General features: G+C 69.6%; 13 protein-coding genes. 8 read left to right on the top strand and 5 right to left on the bottom strand.

Annotated elements, in window-relative coordinates:
- The first annotated feature begins 5 nt into the window (after positions 1–5).
- The 5 genes from IGA62_RS00750 to IGA62_RS00730 all read left to right on the top strand — a co-directional run bounded on the left by IGA62_RS00750 (position 6) and on the right by IGA62_RS00730 (position 5,503).
- A complete protein-coding gene (locus tag IGA62_RS00750) occupies positions 6–911 on the top strand; it encodes a 2-deoxy-5-keto-D-gluconate 6-phosphate aldolase domain-containing protein (RefSeq protein ID WP_145817141.1) in 906 nt (301 codons plus the stop codon).
- Positions 908–2,359 (top strand): FGGY-family carbohydrate kinase, encoded by a 1,452-nt coding sequence (locus tag IGA62_RS00745; RefSeq protein WP_145817143.1) that lies wholly within the window; start codon positions 908–910, stop codon positions 2,357–2,359. Before IGA62_RS00750 ends, IGA62_RS00745 begins: the two co-directional genes overlap by 4 nt.
- A 39-nt stretch (positions 2,360–2,398) precedes the next feature.
- Positions 2,399–3,595, top strand: a complete 1,197-nt coding sequence (locus IGA62_RS00740; protein ID WP_186499793.1) for an ABC transporter substrate-binding protein — start codon at positions 2,399–2,401, stop codon at positions 3,593–3,595.
- A 115-nt stretch (positions 3,596–3,710) separates the two neighbouring features.
- Positions 3,711–4,661 carry a carbohydrate ABC transporter permease gene (locus IGA62_RS00735; RefSeq protein WP_145817147.1) on the top strand — a complete coding sequence of 317 codons (951 nt, stop codon included), beginning with the start codon at positions 3,711–3,713 and terminating at the stop codon, positions 4,659–4,661.
- 2 nt (positions 4,662–4,663) lie between these two features.
- Positions 4,664–5,503 (top strand): carbohydrate ABC transporter permease, encoded by an 840-nt coding sequence (locus tag IGA62_RS00730; protein WP_145817149.1) that lies wholly within the window; start codon positions 4,664–4,666, stop codon positions 5,501–5,503.
- A gap of 88 nt (positions 5,504–5,591) precedes the next feature.
- On the opposite strand, the gene IGA62_RS00725 is transcribed toward IGA62_RS00730, so the two are convergent.
- Positions 5,592–6,839: a MalY/PatB family protein gene (locus tag IGA62_RS00725; protein ID WP_145817151.1), complete on the bottom strand. Its 1,248-nt coding sequence runs from the start codon at positions 6,837–6,839 to the stop codon at positions 5,592–5,594.
- Between the two features lie 394 nt (positions 6,840–7,233).
- Here IGA62_RS00725 and IGA62_RS00720 point away from each other — a divergent pair, with 394 nt between their 5' ends.
- Positions 7,234–10,590 carry a LamG-like jellyroll fold domain-containing protein gene (locus IGA62_RS00720; protein WP_145817153.1) on the top strand — a complete coding sequence of 1,119 codons (3,357 nt, stop codon included), beginning with the start codon at positions 7,234–7,236 and terminating at the stop codon, positions 10,588–10,590.
- A gap of 362 nt (positions 10,591–10,952) precedes the next feature.
- On the opposite strand, the gene tnpA is transcribed toward IGA62_RS00720, so the two are convergent.
- Complete coding sequence (gene tnpA, locus IGA62_RS00715) at positions 10,953–11,369, bottom strand: IS200/IS605 family transposase (RefSeq protein WP_145817155.1); 417 nt, start codon at positions 11,367–11,369, stop codon at positions 10,953–10,955.
- Here tnpA and IGA62_RS00710 point away from each other — a divergent pair.
- Positions 11,350–12,639 (top strand): RNA-guided endonuclease InsQ/TnpB family protein, encoded by a 1,290-nt coding sequence (locus IGA62_RS00710; protein ID WP_232625021.1) that lies wholly within the window; start codon positions 11,350–11,352, stop codon positions 12,637–12,639. The genes tnpA and IGA62_RS00710 overlap by 20 nt on opposite strands.
- A gap of 37 nt (positions 12,640–12,676) precedes the next feature.
- The gene (locus IGA62_RS00705; RefSeq protein WP_222433303.1) at positions 12,677–13,276 is read left to right on the top strand and encodes a hypothetical protein; all 600 of its coding nucleotides are present in this window, start codon (positions 12,677–12,679) and stop codon (positions 13,274–13,276) included.
- 174 nt (positions 13,277–13,450) lie between these two features.
- Here the strand turns inward: IGA62_RS00705 and IGA62_RS00700 are convergent, their stop codons facing one another.
- The 3 genes from IGA62_RS00700 to IGA62_RS00690 all read right to left on the bottom strand — a co-directional run bounded on the left by IGA62_RS00700 (position 13,451) and on the right by IGA62_RS00690 (position 18,528).
- Positions 13,451–14,809: a glycoside hydrolase family protein gene (locus IGA62_RS00700; protein WP_145817157.1), complete on the bottom strand. Its 1,359-nt coding sequence runs from the start codon at positions 14,807–14,809 to the stop codon at positions 13,451–13,453.
- Positions 14,810–16,185: 1,376 nt separating this feature from the next.
- A complete protein-coding gene (locus tag IGA62_RS00695) occupies positions 16,186–16,869 on the bottom strand; it encodes a TetR/AcrR family transcriptional regulator (RefSeq protein WP_145817159.1) in 684 nt (227 codons plus the stop codon).
- Positions 16,870–16,929: 60 nt separating this feature from the next.
- Positions 16,930–18,528, bottom strand: a complete 1,599-nt coding sequence (locus tag IGA62_RS00690; protein WP_145817161.1) for a long-chain-fatty-acid--CoA ligase — start codon at positions 18,526–18,528, stop codon at positions 16,930–16,932.
- Between the last annotated feature and the right edge of the window lie 14 nt (positions 18,529–18,542).

Here is an 18,542-nt window from a genome sequence, read left to right as displayed (position 1 = left end):
ACCCGATGAGCACGTTGTACATGCTTGCCTTCGACCACCGCGCCTCGCTGACCAAGATGTTCGGTGAGCACGGGGGCAGCTACCAGGGGCGGCCGGTCGACTACTCCGCGCTCAAGCGCGTCATCTGGGAGTCGTTGCCGCTCGCGATCGAAGCACGCGGGCTGCAGCGGTCGACTCTCGGCGTCCTCGTCGACGAGGAGTACGGCGCCGACATCGCCCGGGAGGTCGCCGAAAAAGGCTTCCTGCTGGCCATGCCGGCCGAGCGCAGCCTGCAACGGGTCTTCGAGCTGGAGTACGGCGACCAGTTCGACGTACACATCGAGGCGTTCGACCCGGACCACGTGAAGGTGCTCGCCATCGCCGACGAGACGCTGCCGGCCGACTTCCTGGCCGTCTCGATCTCCCGGCTCCGGCAGCTCTCGGAGTGGGTGTCCCCGCGACGCCAGCGGCTGATGCTGGAGCTGCTCGTGCTCCCCTCCGCCGAGCAGTTGGCGCAGGTCGGCGACGACCGGGAGCGGTTCGACACCGAGCTGCGCCCGCAGATCATGGTGGACACCATCCGCGCCTACCAGCAGGCCGGCATCGAAGCGGACATCTGGAAGGTCGAGGGCCTGGTCACCGTCGACCAGTACCAGGCGGTCGCCGCACAGGCGCGGGCGGACGGCCGCGACGACGTCGAGTGCATCGTGCTCGGCCGTGGCGCCGACGACGCGCAGATCCTGCGGTGGCTGCACGCCGCCGGCCAGGCCGACGGCTTCACCGGCTTCGCGATCGGCCGCAGCACGTGGGCGCCGAGCCTGGAAGGGCTGATGGCCGGCCGGCTCGACCCGGAGCAGGCCCGCGCGGAGATCGCCGGCCGGTTCGTGTCGTACGTGGACGCCTTCGAGGGCGGGACCGGGGACCGTCCATGACCAGAGCGGTCGACGAGGTCTATCTCGGCGTCGACGTCGGCACGACGTACACGAAGATCCAGATCGTGGACGCCGACGGGAACACCGTCGCGCTGAGTTCTCGGGCCACCCCCTGGGAGCGCACGGCGGGCGTCACGATCCTCACCCCGGACCGGCTGCTCGACGAGGTGTTCCAGCACCTCGAGACGGTGCTCGACGACCACCCGGCCCGCCGGGTGGTCGGCATCGGCCTCACCGGGTTCGGCGAGACCGGCGTACCGCTGGGCGCGCAGGGCGACGTCCTGGCTCCCGGCCTGCCCTGGTACGACCTGCACGGCGCCGACCAGCTCGACCGGCTCGCCGTCTCGCTCGGCCGGGAGGCGTTCACCGGCAGCAGCGGCCTACCCCTGAACCTCAAGCCGTCGCTGTTCAAGTTCGCCTGGCTGGCCGGGCGGTACGCCCCGCTGTCGCGATGGGTCCGCTGGCTCAGCATCCAGGAGTGGCTCGCGTTCCGGTTGACCGGGACGATCGCCGGCGAGGCGTCGCTGGCCAGCCGCACCGGCCTCCTCGACGTCGTCTCCGGACACCAGTCGGCGGAGACCAGCGCCTGGGCGGGCGTACCGCCGACCCTGCTGCCCGACCGGGTGGGGGCCGGTACCTCGATCGGCCGGGTGACGACCGGGCCGGCCCGGATCCACGGCGCGCAGGTGACCATCGCCGGCCTCGACCACCTCGTGGCCGCGGTCGGGCTGGGTGCCCTCGACGACACCGATCTCGTCGACTCGTGTGGCACCGGCGAGGCGATCATCCGGCACCTGCCCGAGCGCCCGTGGAACGCGCTCAGCCTGGTGGACGCCGTGAACCGCGAGCTCTCCGTCGGCCGGGACGTGTTCCCCGGCCGGCTGCAGGCCATGGCCAGCGTGCGCAGCGGAATCGGCATGGGGCGGTTCCTGAAGCTCATGGGAATCCAACGCGACGAGCTGCCGGCGCTGGACCAGGCGGCGCTCGCCGTGGTCCCCCGGGTCGACGGACCCCGCGTCTCGAACGTCTGGCTCGACCAGGCTCAGCTCACCAACATCGACTACGAACCGGACCGGGCCGAGGTGTGGAGAGCCGTCATCGAGGCGGTGCAGGAACGCGCCGCCTACCTGGTCCACCAACTCGACGTCGTGGCGGGGATCCCCGCACGGCGACGCATCATGACCGGCGGCGGGCTGACCAGCCACGCGGTCCGCGAGATCAAGCGCCGTTACCTCGGCGACTACGAACTGCCGGACATCTCCGAGGCCACCAGCCTCGGCGCCGCGCACTTCGCCCGGATGGCCGCCGGTGCCATCCCCCCGATCCGGATCACCGGATCATCGTCCGACGCGGCAGTCGACAACGCCTTCGACCGTTCCCACCGTGCGCCCGTTGACCCTGCCGATCACCTCGCCAGCGTGCCTGGCGGCAGAGAAGATCAGAGGTAAGGCATGCGACACCACCGACTCGGCGTCAGTATCTGCGCCGTGACCGCACTCGCCCTTCTCGCTGGCTGCGGCGGTTCCGCCAGTTCCGACAGCGACGGCCCGAAGACCATCACCTTCGCCGCGTCGATGCTCGGCGAGCCGACGCGAGGCCCACAGTTGACGGCTCTGCTGGAGAAGTTCAACGCCAGCCAGGACGACTACGTCATCAAACCGGTCTCCATCCCGTTCGCGTCCTTCGGCACGACCATCTTCACCCAGCTCGGCCAGGGCAAGGGCCCCGACGTGATCGCGTTCGACCAGATGAACATCTACGAGGCGGCTGACGCGAAGCTGATCCGCCCGCTGGACGACGTCGTGAAGGGCATCGACCTCACCGCGGCCTCCGAGTCTCTCGTCATGGACGACCACCAGTGGGGCGTCCCACTCGACGTCTCCAACTACGCGCTCATCTACAACCCCGACCTCGTGAAGAAGCCGCCGACGACGTTCGAGGAGTTCAAGCAGGTCGCCCGTGAGCAGACCGTGGCGGGCAGGTTCGGATTCGCGTTCCGGACCACCCAGGCCGAGGAGGCCGGGGTCTGGTACGACCTGAGCAACTTCGTCTACGGCGCCGGCGGCGCGTGGAGCGACGACGCCGGCAACCCGACGATCAACAGCCCGCAGACGGTCGCCGGTGTCAAGGCATTCGCCGACGTCTACCAGGCCGGCGTCATCCCGAAGGGCTCGACCGCCGCCGACTACCGCCGCATGTTCGCATCGGGCAAGGTGGCCATGATGATCGACAACGGCGGGATCCCCACCGTTCTTCGGGGCACCAACCCCGACATCCCGATCGCCGCCGCGCCCGCACCGTTCCCGACGCAGTCCATCGGCCAGGTGATGGCCGCCATCGGCATCAACGCCAACACCCGTAACGCCGAGGCGGCCGAAGCGTTCGTGCGCTGGTTCCTCGGCAAGGAAGCGCAGACGACCGTCCAGGGCTTCCTCGGCGGAAGCCTGGTCGCCACCGGTGTGGAACGGACCACGGAGGAACTCACCAAGTCGCCGTTCGTCAAGGTGTTCGACGCGCAGAGCGACCACGCACGTTCGTTCATCCCGACCGGGCTCGAGGTCGAGACGCCGCGGATCCGCTCCGCGGTGGTGCAGGCGGTGCTCAACGCGCTGCAGTCGGGCGGCGACCTCCAGCAGGCACTCGACGGCGCGCAGGACAAGGCCAAACAGATCGCCGGCGAATAGCCGCCCAGGGGAGTGGGGGAGCGGCACCGCGCCGCCCCCCACTCCCAGCCCCGTCCCGCCGGTCCCCCCCAACCCCCCGGGCGTATGCCCGTCCCCCCGACGAAACGAGCCACACATGTCCGTACTCGACGCGACATCGACGCGCGGTCGCCAGCGTGTCGGCGGGCCGAAACCGGCACCGCGACGACGGGCGGGCGAGCGCCTGCTGCCCTACCTCCTCGCGGCGCCGGCCGTCATCTACCTGGTGGCGTTTCAGGGCATCCCGTTCCTTCAGCAGGTCGTGCTGAGCTTCTCCGACACCAGCCTGCTCAACCCCACGAGCATCGACCTGGTCGGCCTGGAGAACTACCGCGACGTCTTCGCCGATCCCGGTTTCCTCGACGCCGTTCGCGTGACGATCGTGTACGTCGTCGCCTGTGTCGCCGGAACGATGCTTCTCGGACTCGGCACGGGGCTCCTGATGAACCGCAAGTTCACGGGCCGCGGCGTCGCGCGGTCGCTTCTGATCATCCCCTGGGCGGCGCCGGCCGTCGCCGTCGCGCTCGTGATGGCGTGGATCTTCAACCCCCAGTACGGTGTCGCGAACGATGCCCTCGGCGGTGTCGGCCTCGCGCCCAGCGACGGTCAGTGGCTCGACAGCACGTCCCGAGCCCTGGGCACGATCCTCTTCATCACGATCTGGCAGCTGTTCCCCTTCACCGCCGTGATCATCCTCGCCGCGCTCCAGGCCGTCCCCGACGAACTCCACGAGGCGGCGCTGCTCGACGGCGCGTCCTGGACGCAACGCTTCCGGGCCGTCACCTGGCCGGTCATCCGGCCGACGATCTCGATCCTTGCCCTGCTCATGACCATCTGGTCGATCCGTCGTTTCGAGTTGATCTGGCTGATGACCCAGGGTGGCCCGGCGGGGAGCACCAACACCCTGGTCATCGACCTCTATCGACGGGGCTTCGTCGAGCGTGAGCTTGGGCATGCGGCTGCCGTCGGGTTCGTGGGCGTCGTCATCTCACTGACGATCACCGTCATCTTCTTCGTTGTCAGCAACCGAGCAGAGAAGTCGGCCTAGCCATGCGTCATGGAATCAAGCCCCGACTGGGGCTGACCGGAGCAGTCACGGTCGTGCTCGCCCTCGTCGGTCTCGCCGTGTTCCCGTTCTACTGGATGCTCGTCACCGCCACCCGGACCGACGACGAGCTGTTCGGCGACCGCCCGCCCCTGTTGCCCGACCTGTCCGGACTGGGCACGTTCGCCACCGTGTTCAGCGACACGACCATCGTCGGCTGGCTCACCAACAGCGCACTGATCGCCGCCGGAACGACGATCCTGACGATGACACTCGCCGTGCCGATCGCCTACGCGATGTCCCGGTTCGACTTCCGCGGCAAGGTGCTCGTCGGTATCGGGCTCCTCGTGACCCAGATGCTCCCCGAGGCGGTACTCGTCGTGCCGCTGTTGTCGGTGTTCAAGACGCTCGATCTGCTGGACACCCGCAGCGGGCTCGTACTGGGCAACACCGCCTTCGTACTGCCGGTCGTGACCTGGATCCTGAAGAACGCCATCGACACCGTGCCACGCGACCTCGACAACGCCGCCAAGATCGACGGCTGCTCACCGGTCAGCACCCTGTGGCGGGTGATCGTCCCCATCGTGGCGCCCACCATGGCAGCCGGAGCCGTCATCGCGTTCTTCCACGGGTGGAACGAGTACATCTTCGCGGTGAGCTTCCTTACCGACCCCGGACTCCAGCCGATGTCCGTGGGGCTCGCCGGATTCATCGGGGAGATCAGTACACCGGTCCAGACCGTCATGTCCGTCGGTATGATCTACACGCTGCCCGCCGTGGCTCTCTACCTGCTCCTGCAGCGTTACATCGTGTCGGGCATGGCCGCCGGAAGCGTCAAGGGATGAGGGTGCCGACCCACGGTCTGTCCGACGCCCGCTACGCAGGACGTCCGGACGCGCCGGCCACCTCGCACTCACGCCCTGGAACCAGTATTCAGTCTGCCGTCGGGCGGAGCGTGTCGACGGCCCGGCCCATCCGGGTGACCGCCTCGGTGAGGATCGCGGGCGAGGTGGCGAAGTTGAGCCTCACGAAGCCATCGCCGCCGGTACCGAAGACGTGCCCGGAGCTGAGGGCGACCCGCGCGTGGTCGAGGAACATCCTCGCGGGGCCGGCGAGGTCGCTGACCACCCCGGACCCGCCGGCCGGCCGGTCGGTGGCGAGGCCCAGCGGGGTGCAGTCCAGCCAGGCGAGGTAGGTGCCCTCGGGGCGGTGGTACCGGACGGACGGCAGGTGCGTGGCCAGCAGCGTCGACAGCAGCGTGCGGTTGGCGTCGAGACCGTCGAGGAGGAGATCGAGCCACGGCCCACCGGCCTGGAACGCGGCGGTGTGCGCGATGACGCCCAGGTGGCTGGGCCCGTGGCCGACCTCTTCCGGCATCCGGTGCAGGTCGGCGGCGGCCCGCGGCCCGGCGACCGCGAGGGCTGCCTTGAGCCCGGCGAGGTTCCACGCCTTGGAGGCGGACACCAGGGCGAACGCGTTCTCGGCACCGGGCACCGTGAGGTACGGCGTGAAGTGCGCCCCGGGAAGCACCAGGGGGGCGTGGATCTCGTCGGAGATCACCCGTAGGCCGTGCCGGTCGGCCAGTTCGGCGACGGCTGCGAGTTCGTCGCGGCGGTGGACGACACCGGTCGGGTTGTGCGGGTTGCACAGCAGGAACGCCGGTCGGCGGCCGCAGGCGCGGGCCCGGCGGAAGGCGTCGTCGAGAGCGGCGTGGTCCATCCGTAGGTCGGGTCCGAGCGGGGCCTCGATCACCTGCCGGTCGGCGTGGCTGACGAAGGCGTAGAAGGGTGGGTAGACGGGGGAACAGACCACCACCGCGTCGCCCGGGTCGGTGACGAGCCGGAGCACCTCGACGATGCCCATCATCACGTCGGGCACGACCGTGGTGTGGTCGACGCGGACGTCGTGCCAGCCCCAGCGCCGGGCGGCGAACTCGCCGAGCGCCTCGGCGTACGTCGTCCCGTGCGCGTAGCCGGTGTCACCGAGGTCGATCGCGCGGCGGAGCGCGTCGGCCACCGGCGCGGCGAGGGGCACGTCCTGCTCCGCGACCCAGAGGGGGAGCACGTCGGATGGGTGCATGCGCCACTTCACGCTCGTGCGCTGCCGGAGTTCGTCGAGCGTGAGCTGGGTGAGCGGGTTCCGGTTCGTGGTGCCGCCGTCGGCGGGCGCGGGGCTTCCCATGCCAGCCACCCTAGTACGGCGGTGACACTTCGTGATCTTGCCGGACGGGGCAGCCGGCCTCGACGGCGAGGCCCGCTGCATCAGTGGCCGGCTGCTACCCGAGCGGTCACCGCAGGTCAGCCTGCCGTCCCGGCCTCGGGCAGACCCTTGACCATTGGTCTATACCAGTATTAGCCTTCGCCGCATCTGCCCGAACTCGTGGGCGGCCTCCGAGTACCGAGCGCATGCCCGTCAGCCTGCGTCGCGGTCACCGACTCGATGAGGAGAAGGGCTGATGGCTACTAGACAACGCACGAACCGATGGGCACGCGTGGCTGCACTCCTGGTGGTCTGTCTCGCGGCCGGGGGAGGCGTCCAGGCGCCGGTCACCGCAGCGGCTCCGGCTTCGGGCGACATGCCTGACGGGCCGATCGGCGGTCGACCGGACCAGCCGGTGTTCCCGGACGGATACGTCGAACGTGTCCAGGCGGCCCTGCGGCAGGGGACCGACACGTGGGGCGAGCAGCTCATGGCGCTGCCCGGTGGCCCGACGATGGCGAACATGCAGGACCTTCTCGTACCGGCCAACCACGGCGACGACTTCTGGCACGACACCCGGTGGAACAACCTGCCGTTGACGTACCCGATGCCGGACCTCAAGAACTTCAGCGCGCAACGGGACTTCAGCTTCCACTTCACCGACGGAAGCCAGATCAACTCGGATTTCGCCGACGCGCGGACCCGGCAGTGGGTCAAGTTCTACGTCGGCGACGGGGCCGAACTCTACGGGTCGGCCGAGACCAGGCTCAAGGAGCCGACGCTCGCCGATGGCTTCCAGCCCGTGCTGCAGAACCAGTACACCGACCGCCAGGGACGGGTCTACGAACGAGAGTCCTTCGTCACGCGGTTCTCCGACTCCGCCCGGCTCATGAGCATGATCCGCTTCACCGTCCGGCCGGGGAACTCCGGCCAGACGTCGGCCACCCTCCGCGTCAACCTGAACGGCATGAACGTCGCCGGGGCCGCGGCTGCCGAGAACAACCTCAAGGTGGGCGACAAGCTCGCGCTCGCCCACAGCGGCCAGGCGGCGTGGACCGCACCGGATCTGACCTACACCCTCGACCTCAGTCAGGGCCCGGCAGAGGTCCACCTGCTCCTGATGAACCAGCCTCAGGCGCTCGGGACGGTCGTCATGGACAAGAGCGGATACGACGCCAGGCGGGCGCAGATGATCGCCTACTGGAAGGGCCAGCTCGACACCGGCAGCGGGGTGCAGATTCCGGAGAAGTACGCCGCCGACGCCATGCGGTCCATGCTGCTGAACAACCTCGTCATGGGCTACAACCTCACGGTCGGCAACGGCTACGAGTTGCCCGACGACCCGAAGTTCGCGTGGATCCCCGAGGTGGTGGCCACGGTGGGGTCGCTCGGCGACTTCGGCTACGCGCCGCGCACCCGGCAGACGATGGACGAGTTCCTCGTCCGGGGGCAGTACCTCGACGGGTTCACGACCTGGGAGCGGGGCATCAAGCTCCAGGCGGCCGCGCGGTACGTCCTCCAGACCGGCGACACCGCGCTCATCACCACCCACCTCGCCGCCTTCACGGCGTGGCTCGCCGACATCGCGAAGCAGCGGACCAACGACCCCAACGGGCTGCTCGCCAAGACGAGCCTCTACTCCGACAACAGCACCAAGGCCCATGGCATCCACCACCAGGCCGACGTGTGGCGGGGCCTGCGTGACATGGGCGTCGTACTACGTCTCATCGGGCGCCCCGACGACGCAGCCGCCTTCACCGCACAGGCCGACGGGCTGCGCGCCGCGACCCTCGACGCGATCAACCGGAGCAAGACGCAGCTGCCCGACGGCTCGGTCTTCGTGCCCATCGCGCTGCTCGATCCGAACGACTTCGATCCGGCCGGCATGATCACGGACTCGCAGCACGGCAGCTACTGGAACCTCATCATGCCGTATGCGCTGGGCAGCGGCCTGATCGATCCCGACAGCCCGCTCGGGAAGGGCCTGACGGCGTTCCTCAACAACCACGGCGGCCTGTTCCTCGGGCTCACCCGGTTCAACCTCTCCGGTGAGCCGGTCGAGGCGTGCCAGACCCGCCCGGCTGGCCCGTGGCCCGCAGCGGACGGTTACCGCTCCAGCGGCGTCGACCAGCAGTACGGCTGGTCCTACCTCAAGTACCTCGACCAGATCGGTGATGCCGACCGGATCGGGCTGACGTTCTACGGCATGCTCGCCCAGAGCTTCACCCGCAACACGTTCATCGGAGGCGAGGGCGAAACCGTCGCACCGTGCCCGATGGAGTACTACCGCTCCCAGTTCCGGGCACCCCTGTCACCGAACAACGCCACGTACCTCAAGGCGCTGCGGGGGATGCTCGTCAACGAGACCCTCGACGCCGCGGGTGTGCCGACCGAACTCGACCTCGCGCCGGCGACGCCCAAGCCGTGGCTGGCCAACGGGCAGACGGTCGGGGTCACCAAACTGCCGACCCTGTTCGGGCCGGTGACCTACTCCGTCACCTCGAAGGTCGCCCGGGGCACGATCGAAGCCACGATCACGCCACCACCCGCTGCGGCGGGGCGGCCCGAACTCCAGCGGGTCAAGCTGCACCTACGGCTGCCTGCGGGCTACCGGCTGGACGGCGCGACGGTCAACGGCAGGGCAGTGGCCATCCAGGGCGACGTCGTGACCGTCCCGGGCACCGGAACGACGACCGTTCGCGCGACCGTGTCGCCGGTTCCGGTGACCCCGGTCTCCAGGGCGCAGGTCGTCTCGGCGGAACTGGCGACCATGGTGGCACCAGGGGCGACGACCGACCTGGGGATGCTCGTCGAGATGTCCGGGACCGGTGCCGTCGAGGGCCGGATCTCGGTGGACCTGCCGAAGGGCTGGACGTCCGGGTCCGGGCAGACCCCGTTCGCCCGTAACGCCAAGAACGGGCTCGCCTGGCAGGAGGTCCGCACCCGCGTCTCGGTCCCGGCTGACGCGGCGCCCGGTGACTACCGGATCACCATGACCGCCCGCCCGGACGGCGGGGAGCCGAGGGCGTTCACCACGACCGTGACGGTGGCCCGGCCGGCTTCCGGGACCTACTCGGACCTGGTGCGAGCCGACGGCGCCGTCGGTTACTGGCGGCTCGACGACTCCGGGGGGACGGTGCTCGACAAGTCCGGGCACGGCAACGACGGGGTTGTCCGGGGAACCGTGACCCAGGGGCAGCCGGGACCGCTGGCTGACGAGAACAGCCGGTCGATGAGCCTTGAGGGCGGCTACATCGAGGTGCCCGACTCGGCGAGCCTGAGCCTGACCGGCCCCTATGCCCTGGAGGCATGGGTCTACGTCCGGGAGGGCGGCGACCAGGGCGTGCTGGAGAAGTACGACGCGCCCGCGCGCAACGGGTACCTCCTGCGCCTGGGCGCGAGGAACCGGCCGGCGGCGATGAACCTCTCGGACACCCTCTCCACCACCGGTCCGGCCGGTGCCCCCGTGTTGCAGTGGGGTTGGCACCACCTGGTGTCCGTCTTCGACGGCTCGACGCTCAAGATCTATCTCGACGGCACCGAGCGCGCGTCCGTGCCGATGAGCCGGGTGCCGACCGACGGGGCTGCCTCGCTGAAGATCGGGGCACGAGGTGACGACGCGGGGAACCCCTTCGGCGGATGGATGTCGGAGGTCGCCGTCTACGATCGTGCGCTCATCCCGGACAAGGTGAAGGCCCACTACGTCAAGGGCGTGACGGTCGTGAGACAGTGAAATCTGGTGGTCAGCTGACCTCCGGCGTGCCCCTGTAGAGGCGAGTCTGGCCGCCCTCGGTGTCCTCGATCGCCGTGTACCACAGGTCGGCGGTAGCGGCGCAGGGTCCATGATCGATTTGTGATCATGGACCCTGCGCCGTCGTGTTCAGCGCCGTGCGCGGGTGGCGAGCCCGTCCTCGACGGTCGCGATATCGGCGTGGTGTCCGTAGGTCTGGGTGGTTGTGGGGTGCTGTCCGGTATTCGGGCGGTACTTTCTGGTCGCCACTGTGGACCCGCTACCGGAATGCGGGCCAGTGCTCCGGCCTTCAGGCCGGGGGTGAGAGCCCGCGCTGGGAGGGCCGCCAAGGCCCGAGCAGTGCCCTAACCGGGCCGGTTCTGCTGCTCGATGTACTGCTTCACGACGCTCAGCGGTGCCCCGCCCACGGAGCCTGCGAAGTACGAGCCTGACCAGAGCTTGTTGGCCCGGTAGTAGTGCCGCGTCAGGTCGGGGAACTCCTGTCGCAAGCGGCGCGAGGAGACGCCCTTGAGGGAGTTGACCAGCCGGGCCACCGCCACCTTGGGAGGGAAGTTGACCAGCAGGTGGACGTGGTTGTTCTCGCCGTTGAACTCCACCAGCTCGGCCTCGAAGTCGGCGCACACGTCCCGCATGATCGCCTCCATGCGGGAGAGGTGCCGGTCGGCGAACACCTTGTGCCGGAACTTCGTCACGAAAACCAAGTGGACGTGCATCGCGAAAACACAGTGTCTACCAGTGCGGATGCCTGCAAGATCAGCCATAAACCAACATGGTGCAATGTCCTCCGTGCAGCTCCGGTACAACTTCCGCGTCTATCCGACGCCCGGCCAGCAGATCGAGCTGGCGAAGGCGTTCGGGTGCGCGCGGGTGGTGTTCAACGACGGGCTGCGCGCACGGCAGGAGGCCCGCGAGCAGGGCTTGCCGTACGTCTCGGACGGGGACCTGTCCAAGCAGGTCATCACTCAGGCCAAGCTGACCCCGGAGCGGGAGTGGCTGGGCGAGGTCTCCGCCGTCGTCCTGCAACAGGCGCTGGCCGATCTGAACGTGGCGTACCGCAACTTCTTCGCCTCGGTCACCGGCAAGCGCAAGGGACGCCGGGTGGCCCCGCCAAAGTTCCGCTCGCGGAAGGACAACCGGCAGGCGATCCGGTTTACCGCCAACGCCCGCTTCAAGGTGCTGGACAACGGCCGGCTCCGGCTCCCGAAGATCGGCGACCTGGACGTCCGCTGGTCACGGGGCCTGCCGTCCGACCCCAGCTCGGTCACGATCGTCAAGGACGCGGCGGGCCGGCACTTCGCCTCGTTCGTGGTGACCACGACGGACGAGGCGCTGCCCGAGCTGGACTCCGAGGTCGGGATCGACCTGGGCCTGACGCACTTCGCAGTGCTCTCGGATGGCACGAAGGTCACCGCGCCGAAGTTCCTGCGCCGCGCGGCGCGCAAGCTCAAGCGGCTGCAACAGGATCTGACCCGCAAGCAGCGGGGCAGCAACAACCGCAAGAAGGCCGTCGTGAAGGTCGCCCGCGCTCATGCTCGGGTCGCCGACACCCGGCGGGACTGGCAGCACAAGCTCTCGACACGGATCATCCGCGAAAACCAAGCGGTGTACGTCGAGGACCTGTGCGTCGTCGGTCTCGGCCGGACCCGGCTGGCGAAGTCCGTCCACGACGCCGGATGGTCGTCGTTCGTCGGCATGTTGGAGTACAAGGCCGCCCGCTGGGGGCGAACCTTAGGGAAGATCGACCGGTTCGCACCGACGTCACAGACGTGCTCGGTATGCGGCCGGATCGACGGACCCAAGCCGCTGTCCGTCCGGTCGTGGGCCTGCCTGTGTGGCGCGGTCCACGACCGGGACGTCAATGCGGCGATCAACGTGTTGGCCCAGGGACGCTGGGACAACTCAAACGCCTGTGGAACTCGGGTAAGACCGGCACTTGTGCCGGCACCGCGGCCGACCTCGCGTCGAGAAGCAGGAATCCGCCCGGACGCCGCGTGTTCCACGCGCAGCGTGGAGGGAATCTCCGCCCTTTAGGGCGGAGAGATCGTCAAAGCTCGGCCTACTGCACCCCGTGCAGGCGGCCACCGGCCTGGTGGTGGTCGGCGTCGGCGCCAACCTGACCTACCGTCAGCTCCGGGGACGGGGTCACTCCCACTCCCACGGCCATTCCCATTCTCACGGTCATTCGCACTCCCACGCGCCGGTGCACGCCCACGCCCACCACTCCCACGCGGTCGAGCACGCCTCCGACGATTCCGACGCGCACAGCGAGTCCACTTCGCACGGGCAGCACCACCACGAGGAGCACGGACATCACCACCACCACGAGGAGTTGACCGACCCGTGGTCCCGGCGGGGACTGATCGCCCTCGCGCTGTCGGGCGGGCTCCTGCCGTCGCCGTCGGCCTTCATCGTGCTGGTGAGCGGGCTGCTCACCGGTCGTGCGCTCGACGCGGTCGTCCTGGTCATCGCGTTCGGGGTCGGCATGGCGCTCACCCTGACCGGCGTCGGTGTGGTGACCATCCGCGGTTTCGCGCTGGTGGCGACCCGGACCCGGCGCTGGCCGCTGGCCTCGATGCTCGCGACGTGGATTCCCCTCCTCGCCGGCATCGCGGTGATGATCGGTGGCTGTCTCTACCTGCTCACCGCGCTGTCCGCCCTGAACGCCTGACCGGCGCTGCTGCTCACCCGGACGACACCGGACCGATGCGTCACGTGGTGGGCGAGGTCGGCGGAGAACCGCCGGCCCGGAACGTCCGACCATCGAGTCGCGGTAGGGGCGGGCCCGGTCCTGGTCCGCCGTGGACGGGGTGCCGGGACCGGGCCCTGTGGTGCGACCGCCGGGTCAGCTGGTGCTCTGGTCGTGGGGAACGGTGACGGTGACGGTGCAGCCGAGCGGACGGCCGACCTCGTCGTGGCCGGCGTAGGTCAGGTGGTAGACCCGGTCGCCGCCGTTGCCGGGGCGAGTTGCGCGGAGTTGCCCGCTGAAGTCCGGCGTTCCGTCGACGAAATCCTCGACGTCGTCAGCCGCACCGCCGGTGACCCCGGTCAGGGTGAGCGCGTTCGGGCCGAGCACGCCGTCGGGCAGATCCGCCGCCACGGTGACATCGACCATGCGGTGGTTCGGGGGCCAGAGCACCGGTCGGTCCACCACGCAGTCCACCGTACGGGTGGGCGGCGGTTCGGCCAGGGTGGCCACCGCGTGGCCGATCGTGGCGGTGAGCCGCCCGCCCGCCTCGTAGTACATGTGCACGGTCTGGCCGTCGAAGTAGAAGGTGGGTGCGGCCGAGCGGCCCAGGTCCGGCGCACCGGTCATCGAGTCGTGCACCAGTCCGAGGTGGGTCTCCTGGTCGAAGTCGTCACCGACGTCGACGGCGTGCATGTTGCCGTCGGCCGCGTGGAAGATCACCAGGTTGCGGTTGTCCCAGCGCAGGAAGAACGGGCCCGAGGCGTTCGGGCCCTGGACGCCCCGGGGTGTCACGATCGGATCCGGTTGGATCGTCCACGTCCTCGCGTCGTGGGAAACCGCCCAGCGGATCCGGCGCGACACGGGTCCGGTCGGTCCGGGCGACGCCGCTGTGGGGTTGTCCATGAACAGCATCAGGTAGCGCGTACCCAGTCGGGGTACCGACTGTTCGAAGACCCGGGCGTAGGAGGTCTCGCCACCGGTGGTGGCGTCCCGGCTGACAGCAGTGCCGCCGTAGCTGAAGTGGATGCCGTCGTCGGAGGTGGCGTACCGGGTGATGGAGTTCTCGCCGTGGTAGTAGAGGAAGAGCTTCCGCTCGCCCTCGATCCAGATCGCGTGCGGCGAGGAGACGTGGCTGACCGTCGAGTAGTGCGGTAGCCAGGTGTTGCTGATCAGCGGGTTGGCGGCGTACTCGGTCCAAGGCCCGTTGATCGAGTCGGCGTAGGCCAGGGCGATTCCGCCGGGGCGCTCGTGGGGGGCGTAGTACAGGTAGTAGGTGCCGAGGGGGTTCGGGAAGTAGTCGGCGGCCCGGATGATGCTCGGGAAGATGAACTCGTTGGTCGGGTTGTAGTTGAGGGTGCTCTTGTCGAAGGCGTTGTCGACGTAGCTGAACTGCGGGAAGGCGAAGGCTGGGTCGGCGGCGGCCGGCGGGGCGCCGGCGAGGGCGGTGACCAGCAGCCCGGCGCTGGCCGCTGCGGCGGCGGCGCGACGGCGCGGTACGAGGGATGTTCTCGTCATGCCTTTTCCTTTTCAGGGGCGGGATCGGACGCTGGGCGGTACCGGGACGGGCGGTACGGGGGCGGGCGTCGATGAGGGAACGCGGACATGATTCGTCGTCGGCCCACGGCTGCCGCGATGCCGATGACTGGCAGAGCTCAACGTGACACTCCGTGATGTATCCGCAGGGCGTGGGTTGCCTGCGGGCGACTCGGAACGGCTTGCTAATACGTATTACTAACTACGTTTCTCGAATCTTGCTGGGCGGCGGTTGCCCTGTCAAGAGGTTGCGACTAGAGCGCCCCCTATGGCGGGATCGCGGCGCGCCGCCTCGGCGGCGGCGGTCAGGGCCGGTCGCTAATCCGCATTAGTTCAGGGAGTTCATCGACCTGAAATCTTGCGTCATCCTCTTGACATCGACCGGGCTGGCCCGCGAGGCTCGCTTTCGGTCCTCGGTGCTAATGCGCATTGGTGGCAGCGGGTGTTTCCGCGTGCCCCGGCATCCCGGCGCGTCACTAGCCGTGACGGTGCGTGGTTGGCGGCGGGCGCGTCTGGCGTACGCCGGGGTGGCGCCAGGGCGGGCCGGCGAGGGTGGCCCCGACGTCGGTCGTGAACGTGCGGTACCGGCCGACCGCGACGGCGATGACCGAAGACATGCGGTGAGAGGCCGGGGACGCACTCACAGTGCGGTTGCCGGCACGTGCGGTCAGATTGCAGATAGTGTCGACCGGGTGGTCTCCATACCGTGCCGACATGACTGACAACAAGCCGACAGCCGGAGGACAGGGCTGGTCGTTCCGGCTCGGCGCGGACGAGGGGCGTTCGTGCCCTGCAGGAGTACGAAGCCGCCCACCCCGGGGAGCCGGTCCCCGTGGGCGACGTGATCCGGAGGATCACCGGTCGGGAACCCACCCGGTCGGACGTGCCACCTCCGAAAGTGGACCCGCCGGCGGTCGGGCCTTCCTGGGAAGGGTCCCCTGTTCGAGCACGTCATGGAGGACGTGGCGAGGGGCGGGAGCGTCGACGTGGCTGGGGCATGCCTGGACCTGATCGGGCGTGACCCTTTCGAGAGCGCCGGGTAGCCGCTGGCCGCTCGCGCCTCGGGTGCGTAGTACGCGAAGGGGCCGCCCCGGTGCGCGGTGTGCCCTCGCGGTCGGCCGCGTCGGGGTCCGCTCCGTCGCGCAGGAGGGCGCCGGCGACCACCGCGTCGTCGCGTAGCACCGCCTCCATCAGGCGCTTGGTGAGCTTCTTCCGCTGCCGGGTGTTCACGGTCCTCAGGGTAGGCACGTGCTGCGTCCGGCGGACGCCCGCTACACCTCGATCGGGGACTCCATGATCACCGTCCGGTCGCGTGGCAGGCCGGAGTATTCGGCGGCCGCCGCACCCGGGCCGCCGGATCAGCGCAGCATGTTGCCGGCGAGGGTGGCGTACTGGTCGGCGAGGTCGTCGACGGTGATGCCCAGGGTCGGGTTCCACCATTCGGCGACCCGGATGCCCATGGCGCCGATGGCGGCGACGGCGATCAGCGGGTCGACCTCGGCGCCGAACGCGCCGAGCTGTCGACCCCGGTTGACGACGTCCAGGAACAGCCGCTCGGAGTCCAGGCGGACGGCGGTGATCTCGTCGCGGGCCGTGCCGTCCAGGGTGCCGAGTTCGCGGTTGGCGACCCGGGCCAGCAGTGGGTACTCGGCGTGCATGCGGACGTGGGCCCGGGTGAGCGCGGCCACCTGGTCGCCGGGGTCGGACCCGCAGTCGAGGAGGGCCTGCCGCAGCCGGTCGCGGTGTTCGACGTGCCCGAGGCGCAGCAGGTCGGCCAGCAGGCCGGCCTTCGACGGCACGTGGGCGTAGATCGAACTCGGGTGGATGCCCACGCCCGCCGCCAGGTCGCGCACCGAGACGGCGTGGTAGCCCCGGGCCGCGAACTGGCGCAGCGCCTCCGCCTGGAGGCGGCGAAGGGTGCCGCCCGCCGTCGCGCGCGGTGGCAGGGGATCCGTCGCGTCCTGAGCCGGTGGGCTGGCAGCGACGATCTCGGTCAGCAGCCGGGCGGTGTCGGCGGCAGCGGCCGGACGCCTACGAGCCACGCCTCCTGCTCCTTCCCGCCGTACTCGACGAACGTGTCCCTACCCTGGCACACCGGTTCGTCAGGCGGGAAACCTGGCCCGCAGCGCCTTCTTGTCGAACTTGCCGACGCTGGTCCTTGGGATCTGGTCGAGGAACTCGACGCGGTCGGGCAGTTGCCACCGGGCGAACCCGTGGGCGGTCAGGTGCTCGTGGAGCTGGTCCAGGGTCGGGACGGCGTTCTCGCCGGGGACGACGCAGGCGAGCGGCCGCTCCAGCCACTTGGGGTCGGGGATCGCGATCACGGCGGCCTCGACGACGTCGGGGTGCGCCATCAGCGCCGCCTCCATGTCGACCGAGGAGATCCACTCGCCGCCGGACTTGATCAGATCCTTGGTGCGGTCGGCGATGCGGAAGTAGCCACCGGGAGAGCCGACCGCGACGTCGCCGGTGCGGAACCAGCCGCCGGTGAACTGTTCGACGCCGTCGCCGTGCAGGTAGCTGTCGGCCACCCAGGGACCACGAACGTAGAGGTCGCCGAGCTGTTCGCCGTCCCAGACGACCTCGGCGCCGTCGCCGTCGCGGATGGACAGGTCGACCGTCGGCACCGGGAGGCCCGCCTGGGACGCGGCCTGCTCGATGAACTCCTCGTCCGGCAGGCCCCGCAGGTGGTGCTTCGGCCAGGCGACGCTGGCCAACGGCGAGGTCTCGGTCATGCCCCACGCCTGCAGGATCGGGATGCCGAAGTCCTTGCGGTAACGGGCGATCAACGAACTGGGCGGCTGCGCCCCGCCGGAGACGATGTGCCGCAGGTCGGGCAGGGGCCGGGGTCCGTGCAGCTGCCCGGCGACGTCGATCCAGATCGTCGGTACGCCGGCTGCCACGGTCACCTGCTCGTCGCGCAACAGGCTGATCACGCGCTGGGCCGTGAACGGTCCGGCCGCGAATACCTGCTTGGCGCCGACCATCGTCGCGGCGTACGGGACGCCCCAGGCGTTGCCGTGGAACATCGGCACGATCGGCAGGACGCAGTCGCTGGGTCCGAGCGCGAATCCGGCTCCGGACGCGACCCCGAGCGCGTGCAGGACCGTGGACCGGTGCGTGTACACGACTCCCTTGGGGCGTCCGGTCGTCCCCGACGTGTGGCAGATCCCCAGCGGCCGGCTCTCCGCCCACGGCGTACGCGGATAGGAGGTGACCTGCCCCGCGATGAGCGGTTCGTACGCCACCAGGCCGGGAAGGTTGGCCTCGGGGGTGTGGTCGTCGAGCACGATGACGTGGGTGACGTCGCGCAGCCCGCCGAGGGCGCGGGCCTGTTCGAGCAGCGGGACGAGGTCGGGGTCGACGAGGATGGCGACGTCGCCGCCGTGGTCGATGACCGTGGCCAGTTCGGTCGGGGAGAGGCGCAGGTTGAGGGTGTGTAGCACCCGTCCGCTGCCCGGTACGCCGAAGTACGCCTCCAGGTGCCGGAACCCGTTCCACGCCAGGGACCCGACGACCGCGTCGTCGGCGAGGCCGAGGCTGTCGAGGGCGTGCATGAGCTGCTGGGCCCGGGCGGCGAACTGGCCGTAGGGGTAGCGGTGGCGGGAGTCGTCGGGGAAGCTGGTGACGATCTCGACGTCGAAGTAGTGCCGCTGGGCGGCGGCGAACATCGTCCAGATGTTGAGCGGAATGTCCATCATGGCCGGCAGTTCAC

Source organism: Micromonospora sagamiensis, assembly GCF_014680085.1.
GTDB lineage: Bacteria > Actinomycetota > Actinomycetes > Mycobacteriales > Micromonosporaceae > Micromonospora > Micromonospora inyonensis.
The sequence above is the reverse complement of the archived record's forward strand: the minus strand, read 5'-3'. Positions and strand labels throughout refer to the sequence as shown.

Coding starts and splice junctions, on each gene's coding strand:
- IGA62_RS00750 (WP_145817141.1), top strand. CDS start 6: ATGAGCACGTTGTACATGCTTGCCTTCGACCACCGCGCCTCGCTGACC.
- IGA62_RS00745 (WP_145817143.1), top strand. CDS start 908: ATGACCAGAGCGGTCGACGAGGTCTATCTCGGCGTCGACGTCGGCACG.
- IGA62_RS00735 (WP_145817147.1), top strand. CDS start 3,711: ATGTCCGTACTCGACGCGACATCGACGCGCGGTCGCCAGCGTGTCGGC.
- IGA62_RS00730 (WP_145817149.1), top strand. CDS start 4,664: ATGCGTCATGGAATCAAGCCCCGACTGGGGCTGACCGGAGCAGTCACG.
- IGA62_RS00725 (WP_145817151.1), bottom strand. CDS start 6,839: ATGGGAAGCCCCGCGCCCGCCGACGGCGGCACCACGAACCGGAACCCG.
- IGA62_RS00720 (WP_145817153.1), top strand. CDS start 7,234: ATGCCTGACGGGCCGATCGGCGGTCGACCGGACCAGCCGGTGTTCCCG.
- IGA62_RS00710 (WP_232625021.1), top strand. CDS start 11,350: ATGCCTGCAAGATCAGCCATAAACCAACATGGTGCAATGTCCTCCGTG.
- tnpA (WP_145817155.1), bottom strand. CDS start 11,369: ATGGCTGATCTTGCAGGCATCCGCACTGGTAGACACTGTGTTTTCGCG.
- IGA62_RS00700 (WP_145817157.1), bottom strand. CDS start 14,809: ATGACGAGAACATCCCTCGTACCGCGCCGTCGCGCCGCCGCCGCAGCG.
- IGA62_RS00690 (WP_145817161.1), bottom strand. CDS start 18,528: ATGATGGACATTCCGCTCAACATCTGGACGATGTTCGCCGCCGCCCAG.